Source organism: Endobacter medicaginis (assembly GCF_014192375.1).
In the GTDB taxonomy this organism is placed as follows: domain Bacteria; phylum Pseudomonadota; class Alphaproteobacteria; order Acetobacterales; family Acetobacteraceae; genus Endobacter; species Endobacter medicaginis.
This window is the reverse complement of the sequence record NZ_JACHXV010000045.1, coordinates 1-5,806: the sequence shown is the minus strand read 5'-3', so window position 1 is coordinate 5,806 and position 5,806 is coordinate 1. Positions and strand designations below refer to the sequence as shown.

The 5,806-nt window shown below is 67.3% G+C and carries 8 protein-coding genes; all 8 read right to left on the bottom strand.

The features are described from left to right. The coding region (locus FHR90_RS16885) for a DNA cytosine methyltransferase (RefSeq protein ID WP_183275549.1) at positions 1-1,464 on the bottom strand (1,464 nt) is incomplete at its 3' end. Between the two features lie 187 nt (positions 1,465-1,651). Then, positions 1,652-2,620 carry a hypothetical protein gene (locus tag FHR90_RS16880; RefSeq protein ID WP_176622146.1) on the bottom strand — a complete coding sequence of 323 codons (969 nt, stop codon included), beginning with the start codon at positions 2,618-2,620 and terminating at the stop codon, positions 1,652-1,654. Continuing rightward, on the bottom strand, positions 2,613-3,002 hold the full coding sequence (locus tag FHR90_RS16875; RefSeq protein ID WP_176622147.1) for a hypothetical protein: 390 nt from the start codon (positions 3,000-3,002) through the stop codon (positions 2,613-2,615). The genes FHR90_RS16880 and FHR90_RS16875 overlap by 8 nt, the downstream gene beginning before the upstream one ends. Positions 3,003-3,040: 38 nt before the next feature. Continuing rightward, a complete protein-coding gene (locus FHR90_RS16870; protein WP_176622148.1) occupies positions 3,041-3,868 on the bottom strand; it encodes a Fic family protein in 828 nt (275 codons plus the stop codon). Beyond that, positions 3,868-4,077, bottom strand: a complete 210-nt coding sequence (locus tag FHR90_RS16865) for an antitoxin VbhA family protein (RefSeq protein ID WP_176622149.1) — start codon at positions 4,075-4,077, stop codon at positions 3,868-3,870. The genes FHR90_RS16870 and FHR90_RS16865 overlap by 1 nt, the downstream gene beginning before the upstream one ends. An 85-nt stretch (positions 4,078-4,162) precedes the next feature. Beyond that, positions 4,163-5,137 carry an adenine nucleotide alpha hydrolase family protein gene (locus tag FHR90_RS16860; RefSeq protein ID WP_176622150.1) on the bottom strand — a complete coding sequence of 325 codons (975 nt, stop codon included), beginning with the start codon at positions 5,135-5,137 and terminating at the stop codon, positions 4,163-4,165. Further along, positions 5,134-5,421, bottom strand: coding sequence for a hypothetical protein (locus FHR90_RS16855; RefSeq protein ID WP_176622151.1), 288 nt, complete (start codon positions 5,419-5,421; stop codon positions 5,134-5,136). The genes FHR90_RS16860 and FHR90_RS16855 overlap by 4 nt, the downstream gene beginning before the upstream one ends. A 133-nt stretch (positions 5,422-5,554) precedes the next feature. Further along, positions 5,555-5,806: hypothetical protein (locus FHR90_RS16850; RefSeq protein WP_183275548.1), on the bottom strand; the 252-nt coding region annotated here is incomplete at its 5' end.

Genomic DNA, 5,806 nt, shown 5'->3' with positions numbered 1-5,806 from the left:
AGACTGCAGGGCGGCGAGTTCGGCGGTGGTGAACGGCCGGTGCCAGGTCCCGTCCTCGGCCCGGATCACGGCGACCAGCTTGTCGGTGGCTGCCGGCAAGGCCTCGCGGGGATCTGCGACCGCCCAGCGGCCGTTGTCGTGTCCCGCTGCGGCGCTGACGGCACCGGAGGGACCGGACCATGGCACGACGCCATAGTGCCCGGCGGTCAGGTAGTGATCGCCAGTCTCCCGCCGCAGGCCCGGTCTTGGGTCTGCGATGCACTGCCCGGTGCCATGGGCCCCGGTCACGCAGCGCGATGCGTTTGCCCATGGCACCACACGAAATTCGTTCGACTGCTTGGCCGGCCCCTGATGCCGAGGATCCGCGACCGCATGTGGTCCACCGCCGACCAGCATCTTGCCGGTGACCACCGGGGCGGGATCATTCCAGCGCCGCACACCGTGCTGGACCGACCGCTCATGGCCCGCAACCCGAGGATCGGCAACGCTGAAGGCACCGTTGCCGGCACCCGACCGGCCGGCCACCACGCCGGACGGATCCTGCCAGCGGAGGACGCCCAGCGGCCCGGATCGCCACTCGGTTTCGGCGATGAGCGCATAGTCGCGCAGCACGCCGTCCTCGATGGCCAGGCGGTTCAGCGAGCGCCAGTCCTTTCCGGCCTCCACCAGTGCGAGGCGAACCCAGGTCTGCCACTGCAGGCGCGGCACGCGGTGCATCGGGCCGGCCCGCTCGTCGCCGGGCAGCGGCATGCGGCCGAGCACGTCGCCGACCCCGCCAATGCGGCGTTTCGGGGGCTCCCAGAGGAAGGGCCGGACCTTCTCGGCATGACGTGCGACCAGCAGGTAGCGCTTGCGCGACTGCGACAGCGCGCCGAGCTCGCCGCAATCATGCGTGGTCTCGGCGACGGCGTAGCCATAGGCGCGCAGCAGCCCGGTGATCTGGTCGAGCAGGTGGCGGCCGCGCGTTGCGATGCGCGGGACATTCTCGAAGAGGATGAACTCGATCGGATCGTCGGCATAGGCCTCCAGCGCCAGCCAGATGCCACGCAGGGTCAGGCGGTTCAGCGCCTGGTATTTGGATGTCAGGCTGACGGTCTCGGACAGCAGGCCGGAGAACCCCTTGCAAGGCGCGGAAAGGAACAGCACTTGCGGTCGCTTGTGCCCGAAGGCGCGATGCAGGTCCGCGACTCCAGCCTCCCGCCACTCTTCGGGCGGTTCCGTGCCGTGGAAATCGCGATACTGGGCGCGATCGAACAGATCGAGGACGGTGCCGGGAACACCGGTCAGGCGCTCGAAGTCGCGGATGGCGGCGGCGTCGACATCGACGCCGCCGATGCACTCGAACTCGGCCTTGAGGCTCCCGTGGCGCGCCTTGGCGGCGTTGAAGCCCTTGGCGCCTCCGCCGAGCCCGCAGAACAGATGCGCATGACGGATGACGTGGTGCAGATCGCTGGTGCGGATCATGGGGATGTCTTTCTTCCCGTTGATCCTTCCGCGACCGGCGGCGTGGGCGGCACCCCGCAAGGCCGCGGGCCAACGGCCCGCGCTCGCGAAGGCCTTGCGGGGTGCCGCTCACGCCGGCAGCGGGTCTACCCGGTCTTCATCATGTTCCCGTATTTGCCGCCTCCTTGCCCTGCGCCTCTCGGGGCGGTTAGGGCCTGGGCGTGTTGTCCGGATCGGTTGCACTGCCAGGCCGGTTCACCCGTTCTGAGATGGCATTGCGTGCGTTGTTGACCGCCTCTTGAGGCTCTGATGCCTCAGCTGCGCGCTGAGCGCGCCAGTTGGCGAGGCGGTTCTTCATGGTCGGCGCCGCCCCCGCGGCGGGGGTCGAGCCCTTTACCATCCCGGCCCCTTGCAGATCTCCGGCGGTCGGGAACAGTCCGGCGTCGGCAATGCCGAGCCGCCCGGCGGCTTCGCGGGTCAGATGCACGGATCTTCCGTCCGGTGCGACATAGACGCCGCCATCGTTGACGACCTGACGAAACCGCTCCTGCACGCGGTCAAGCACGTAGCCTGGCCCGCCGAGGGTATTCATCCGGACCAGTTCTGCCGTCGAGTGACCGCTGATCGCCGTGATCGCTGCGTTCCCAAGCGCGAGGGGGATCTCGACCCGTGCCAGCATGCGTTCCGATGGGGCTTGGTTCGCTACGACCGTCAGGGCGCCCTGCAGGCTGTGGACGTAGTCAGCCGAAGCCTGCCCCCACGCCGAGCGGTGCAGCGAACCCAGCTGCGCCTCCGGAACGGCGAACGAGCCGAACATGAAGTTGTTGGCTTGCAGATCGGCAGCACGCGGAGGCAGGCCAGCCGAGATCGAGAGTTGCCGGGCGCGCACTCGGATCGCGTCCGCGACGTTAGCATCGGCGAGGAATCGGCCGCGGGGCGTCTCGTCGATGATGTTGAGGCTGCTGTGTGAGGCGATGTCGAGGGCGATACGCTGGCTCGCGATATCGCGTCGGCCGCCGTCGACAAGAACCGAGATCGCCGGACCGCTGTAGAGGAGCGACTGTTGATCGGGATGCAGTGCGCTGGCGGAATGCCGTCGGGCGATATCGAGGATCGCCTGGTGGCTTGGCGCGTTTCGGATGTCCTCGAGATCGGCGGCGTAGGCGGGCTCAGGCACCGTGTGCCCAGCCGTCCGGGAAGACCACCTTGCCGAGAAACAACCCCTGCATGATGAACGGCCGGTTCGCCTCGGGTAGGCGGCCGACTTCATCAGCAAGGTGATGCACCAGCGCCCGCACGCGATCGAGCTCGGACGGCCGCAGGGTCGCGGCGGCCGCAAGCCCGCCGACGTCGGCGGCATCTACGGCCCCGAAGGCCCGCACGGCGAGGTTGAAGGCGTCACGGTCCGGGTCGGGGTATTGGCGCTGCAACTGTCCAAGATAGCGACCGGACGGGAGGTCGACCTCGAAAGTGTCGTAACCCGTCTGGTCAATGCCACGCGTCGCACCCGAAAAGCGGATGCGACCTTCCTTGAAATGATGCCAGTCGAATTTGTCCATCCTGCGCCTCCTTGGGCAAGTATGACGGGTTCCGCGTGTTATGGGCGAGGGTCGTAGGAGCCTTTCGACTCCTGCCGACGCTCTGAGGCTGCGTCTGGGCCGGAACTTGATTGTTGATCAGAAGGCGCGCTCTGTTCGCGGCCGGCGGCGCGGAACCGGGCAAACTGTTCGGCCACAGCCGAGGTGCCTGGCTTGGTATCCGGGGTGGTCGCAGGTCGCAGACCTCCCCGAATGATCTCAGAAAGAGTCGTGCGACTGGCCGTCTTTACCTGCTCGATCATGAACCAGGCTTCGTATTCGGCCCGGTCGGACGTTCGCATCGCTCGCTCTTCGGTCAGACCCGGATAGGCACGTTCGAGGACCGCGATGTCTCTGGCCAAGTAGAGGCGATTGCGGGCTGCCGCGCCGGCGCCTGCCGGGGTCCAGTCCAGTAACCAGCCTGCGTCCAATGCAAGGGTGCGAGTGAACTCCCGCAGAGTCCGGCTGTTGCCTTCGAAAAAGCAATGCGCCCGATCAAGATCCCCATAGAGACTGGCCATCGTGCGGGCGAACGCATTGCGATCCATCCCGCGAAGACGATCTGAGCCGCCGAATTCGTCCAGTATTGCGGCGGCCTTCCCGGCGACGTCGACGCTCTCATAGGGAACGGCGTAGAAGCTCGGCTGATCTTCCAACTTGCGCAGTTTGGACCACGCATGGGTGTCGGGGCGCACTTTGCCCGGATGATGGTGTGGCAGATCCTGGAAGATATAAGCGTGGTTCGCCTTCAGGTGGGCCAGATCGAAACGGCCTCGGAGGGGCGCTTCGTGGAGTTCCTTGAGGCGTGCAAAAACGAGTTTGGCTTCGCGCGCCTCGTCGCCCGTCACTACGAAACCCCGGCGCTCCGGCGGATTGCCGCCGAGTGTTCCTCGCTTGTGATCTCGCCGGCAATATAGCGCGCATTCAGACGTTCAGTGTCTTGATCAAGCACGAACCCCTCGAGGCGGAGACTGTTGCGCGCATATTCGACTGCCTTGTGGCGACGCTGGCGTTCGTCGTCGGAGATCAGCGGGGCAGATGCGAGAGGAGCGGACATGGTGAATCTCCTGCTGCGGAATTGACCGGGTAAAGCGTGTCGAATGATACCACATTCGAACGGCGATCGGGGCCGTGACCGCGCTTTAGACGGGGCCGCCGCCGCGGCGGAAGGCGCCGTCGGGCATCTCCCAGTGCTCTGTGATGACACTGGTGATCATCTGATCGGATAGGGCGACCGCGACCAGGTCAGGGCGGGCGAGGGCGGTCGGGAAGACCGATCCACGATCGGCGAGCGCATGCAGCCCGATACCGCGCTTGATCGTGCAGCCGAAGCGGCTCTCGTAGGCGGCGAGCCGCCCGAACCAGTCGGGGGCGATGTGGCGGATGGTCGCGAATTCGTCCGCCCCGCCGAAAATGCACGTCATGCAGCTCAGCCGGCCGAAGCCAAGCCGGTAGGGGATCGCCGGGGTAATCCGGCGGCGCTGCAGGGCCCGCCAGGTTTCGGCTTCCGTCATGGCATGAACCGGCCGCCAGTGATCGACATGCCTGCGCCGACGGGTGCCAGCGCGGGTGTCGGTGCGGTGCGGTTCGAAGGCGGCGTAGCGCGCCCGGCCGGGGCTTTCCTCAGCGCGCTCGCCGGTGACCACGAGCGTGCGGCGGTCGAGGAATCGGTCCTGACCGCAGATCGCCCTGTCGGCGACGTCGATCTTCAAGGCTGCGGAACACCATCGCACCCGCAGATCGGCCGACACCTGTGGGAAGCGCAGGCGGGTGCCTTTGGCGCCGCGGCCTCCGGCCCCGCGCTCGCCGTAGGGCGTTTCGTAGCGGACCGGGGCCGTGGGGGCGTTGTCGCGCAGCATCTCGGCCAGGAAGCCGCCATCCCGCCATGAGTGGTAGACGGGCAGTCCAAGGCTGGCGCCGAGGGCATCGACATAGGGGCGGGTGGATGGCCAGTCCATGAAAGGCTCGCCGCGCCCGTCGACGCCGTGGTGCCAGAGTTCGATGCGCTCCGGGTCGACGCCGCGCTCGAGCACTTCGAGCAACGCGGCGACGCTGTCCTTTCCGCCAGAGCACATGACCAGGACGTGGTCATAGGTGCGCGGATCGCAGGCGGTCATGACGCGGCATCTGGGCCCGGTTCGGGCGGATTGATGCGGTCGTCATCGAAGGCAATGAGCTCCGCGACCGGCTCACGCCCGTCCTCGTCCTCGCGGTCAACGTAGCCGACGACCCCCTGCCGGCGCTCGTCGTAGTCGATGTGGTCGGGGACGCCTTTGCGGGCCATCACCTCTCGGGCGGCGGCAATCGCCAGCGCGCGGGCTTCGGCGTCGGAGGTGGCCTCGAAGGTTACCTGCTCATAGGCGTGCAGCCAGAAGCCGATGCAGGCGATGTAGTCCGCCATCACTCCGGCTCCGCCGGGTCAGGGCGGCCGGAGACGATTGCCCAACCTTTGGCCAACAGTCTGAGGCCGAGCGGGTTCGGATCGCCGCGGCGTCGGCCGCTGGCTTGGTACTGGCGGATCATCGGCGGTGCTTTCAGCTGAGGGCAAGTTCGCCCTGGATGTGAGCCAGACCGTGGCGCAGCGCGGCGAGCAGGGCTGCGTATTCGGGTGTTGCGACGGCAGCCCGGTGACGGCGGAGACCGGCCTTGCTCTCGTTGCCATCCCAGACCAGGCGCCATCGGATCGGATTGGCCGGATCGTCGCGCTCGGCCATGGCGACGAACTGAGCGCGACCCTTGATCGGCATCTTGACCAGGATGTGACCGCGTAGGTGAGGCGGGTCGCC